This is a genomic window from Mesorhizobium sp. M8A.F.Ca.ET.021.01.1.1, assembly GCF_003998025.1.
Classification (GTDB): Bacteria; Pseudomonadota; Alphaproteobacteria; order Rhizobiales; family Rhizobiaceae; genus Mesorhizobium.
Genome location: NZ_RZSJ01000681.1, coordinates 1 through 3,069 on the forward strand (window position 1 = coordinate 1; position 3,069 = coordinate 3,069).

Genomic DNA, 3,069 nt, shown 5'->3' on the forward strand with positions numbered 1-3,069 from the left:
ATGGTCGTTCGCCAGAGCAACAAGCCGGGGCTCTCCGAAGGTCCGCTGAAGCGGGTGTTCAAATCCTGACCGTCAGCCATTCTTCGCCACCGCCGCCGCTTGCTCGAACAGCTTGGCCATCGAGACGTCGAAATCGCCGCTGATCTGCGGCCCGAGTTCCGGGCCGACCTCGGCGGCCGAAGGGCCCGAGATATCGAGCCGGTGCGTCACCTGCGTGCCGCCTTCGACCGGCACCAGCGTGTGCCGGAACAGCAGCGTCGTGTCGCCGAACGAGGTTTCGTCGGCATAGGTCACGTTGTCGACGAGATCGACGATGACCGATTCGAATGTGTCCTGACCGACCGGTGTCACCGAGACGCGGGTGCCCTTGGCGAACGGCCCGTGCAGCACGAAGGTGTCGGAGCCCTCATAGGTCAGGCGGCCTTCATGCAATGCCTTGAGCGCGTTCCAGATGGCTTGCGCCGGAAGCGGGGAAGTCGCGGTGTATTCATTGGTCCACATCGTCTTGCTCCATCCGTCTTGCGTGATCGATCCTTCGATCTGTGCACAGACTATCTGTGCACAGATTAAAATGCAAGAGAAATCTTCAGCCATGATGACCTCTGGCCCCACGGTGGGATCCTGGGAATGACTTAATCCTTCGCAATATGCGTGCTGGGCTAGACTCTGACACCAGCCGGCACCGGACCCCACTGGTTTTCCCGCTCCTGCGTCGGGATCAGCGCGAAGACCAGGATGATCAGGCTGCCGATGCTCGGAATGAGGATCAGCAGATAGAGCCAGCCCGACAGGCCGATGTCGTGCAGCCGGCGTACGGTCATGCCGAGGCCGGGCAGGAATGTCGCCAGCAGGAAGGTGCCGCACAAGCCAACGGTGACCGCCGCCGAGACGTCGGTGTCGAAATTGCCCATCTCGATATCGGTGAAGATGCCGATGCCGAAGATGATCAGCAGGCAGACCATCCAGAACAGGCAGTAGCCCCAATATTCCTTGCGGCGGGCGCGGCCGGCGAAGTTGAAGTAGTTCTGCGTCAGTCCACGCCAGAAATAGCTCCAGAGATCACTGGGTTCGGTTGGCTCGGACATCCGGCCGAAATGCTGCGCGTGCGATGCGGCAGCCGCAGGCGCGGGACCAGTTTGAGCCGGTGCGGGACTTGCGCCGGCGTCGGCGGCCGGGCTGGCCGCCCGGGCGGAGATCGAAAAAACGTCACGCGCCTGGCCGCCGCTGGCCTGGAATTCGACCAGCGTGCCGGTGGGCATCGTGGTTTGCCGGCGAAGGTTCTCCCGGGTGAAAGTGTAGCGGTTGCCATCGGCTCCGGTGATGAAACCGAAGCCCTGGACCTCGTCGTAGTGAAGCACTTCGCCGCGCATGACCCACCCGCTTGTCGCCGCGTCCCAGTGAAGGTGTGGCACAGGGCTGAGCCTGGGGGCAAGCCGTGTTCCCAGGCTACCGCTTCCCCGGCAAATGAAGCATAAGACATCGAGTGCAACCGTTTCGCCAAAGCAGACAATGACAGTCGAACGTTCCGATGCCGGCGCTGTGATCGAGGACGGTAAGACCGCGACGCCTTCGACATCGGCCTCCGCCACATTGGCCATCGACGCCACCGGGCTGATGTTCTGGCCGGCCGGCAAGGGCCTGGCGGGCATTCCGCGCGTGGAGAGCTTTCTCGTCAACGCGGCGCTGGCGGATCCCGATCCTTGCGTGGAGGTGGTGGCGTTCAGGCCGAACGAGGGCAAGTTTCGGCCGCTTGCCCCCTATGAACTGGATCACGTCGCGACGGGCCGGATTTCACCGCACCGCGCCAAACAGTGGCCGGGAAGACGCACGGCCCTGTCGCAGGCTTTGGCTGCGGTGAGGCAACAGCCATGGCACAAGCGCGAGACGGACCGCCATCTTGCCAAGACGGTGACAAGCGGCCGCAAAGGGGCTGCCTACCAGGCGACGCAGCTGCTGATCCGCGCCTATCGCCTGTACCAGCGGGCGCGGATCCGGCTGTGCGTGGAGCCCGATGCGCCGGGCCGGAGCACCGAGGCGGAGCCGGGCCTCGTGCTGATCAGCCATCACGTCCTGACCCAGCAAGACCGATCCGCGGTTTCAAGCGTCGCCGGCAAGCTTGCCTTGCTTTGCCATGATCTCATCCCGGCGCTGCGCCCGGACCTGGTCGGTTCGGGCATCGGCGAAACCCGTTTCGGCTCTTATCTCGAACAGCTGGTGCGCAGCGGCGCGCCGGCGTTCTGCGCTTCCGACGAGGTTGGCGCGACGCTGACCGATCACATGCGCAAGGCCGGCGTCTCCGCGCCTGTGGTGTACCGCTTTCCGATGCCTTCGATCCTGCACGAAACCGCTTCGCGCATGGGCGCGACCTCGCGCATCGAGACCGGCGAACCGTTCGTTATCTATTGTTCGACCATCGAAGTGCGCAAGAACCACATATTGCTGGCGCGGATCTGGCAGCAGGCACTGGAAGAAGGCGTAAAACTGCCGCGGCTTGTCTGCGCCGGGCGCTGGGGATGGATGATCGAGCCGCTGCGCGCCTATCTCGCGGCGCATCCCGAGCTGCTCCAGTCGGTCACATTCACCGGGCTGGTCAGCGACGAGGAGCTCATCGGCTATTATCGCAGCGCCGCTTTCGGCGTCTTTCCCTCGCATATAGAGGGCTGGGGCTACGGCGCTTCGGAATGTCTCGATTTCGGCGTTCCGGTCATCGTCTCGACCGCGCCGTCACTGATCGAGGCGACCGGCGGAATGATGCCGGCGATCGACCCCGACGACCAGGCCGGCTGGTACGCTGCGATCCGCAAAATGGCGGAAGACCATGCCTGGCGATCCGCGCTGGCGGGGCGCATCGCCCAAAACCACCGGCCGACGCCGGCATCGGCAAGCTGGGCCGCCATCAAGGCCGGCCTGAAGGAAAGCGCGGCCCGCCAACATTCCGAGACGGCCTGACGCAAAATCCGCGGCTTTCGCGTCGGTCTTACGACGGACGCTTCTTCGTCTTCTTGTGCTTCGGCGCGCCGGTATTTTCGAATTTCGGCTTGTTGGGTTTTTTCGCCCACGGCTTTGCCT

At 64.0% G+C, this 3,069-nt stretch carries 3 protein-coding genes; 1 reads left to right on the forward strand and 2 read right to left on the reverse strand.

Going from position 1 to position 3,069, the window contains the following annotated elements:
• Positions 1-72: 72 nt before the first annotated feature.
• Entirely contained in the window at positions 73-501 is a 429-nt protein-coding gene (locus tag EOA36_RS32100; RefSeq protein WP_127280854.1) for a polyketide cyclase, read from the reverse strand.
• 158 nt (positions 502-659) lie between these two features.
• Complete coding sequence (locus tag EOA36_RS32105; RefSeq protein WP_127280855.1) at positions 660-1,370, reverse strand: DUF805 domain-containing protein; 711 nt, start codon at positions 1,368-1,370, stop codon at positions 660-662.
• A gap of 139 nt (positions 1,371-1,509) precedes the next feature.
• Here EOA36_RS32105 and EOA36_RS32110 point away from each other — a divergent pair, with 139 nt between their 5' ends.
• The gene (locus EOA36_RS32110; protein ID WP_127280856.1) at positions 1,510-2,949 is read left to right on the forward strand and encodes a glycosyltransferase; all 1,440 of its coding nucleotides are present in this window, start codon (positions 1,510-1,512) and stop codon (positions 2,947-2,949) included.
• Positions 2,950-3,069 lie beyond the last annotated feature (120 nt).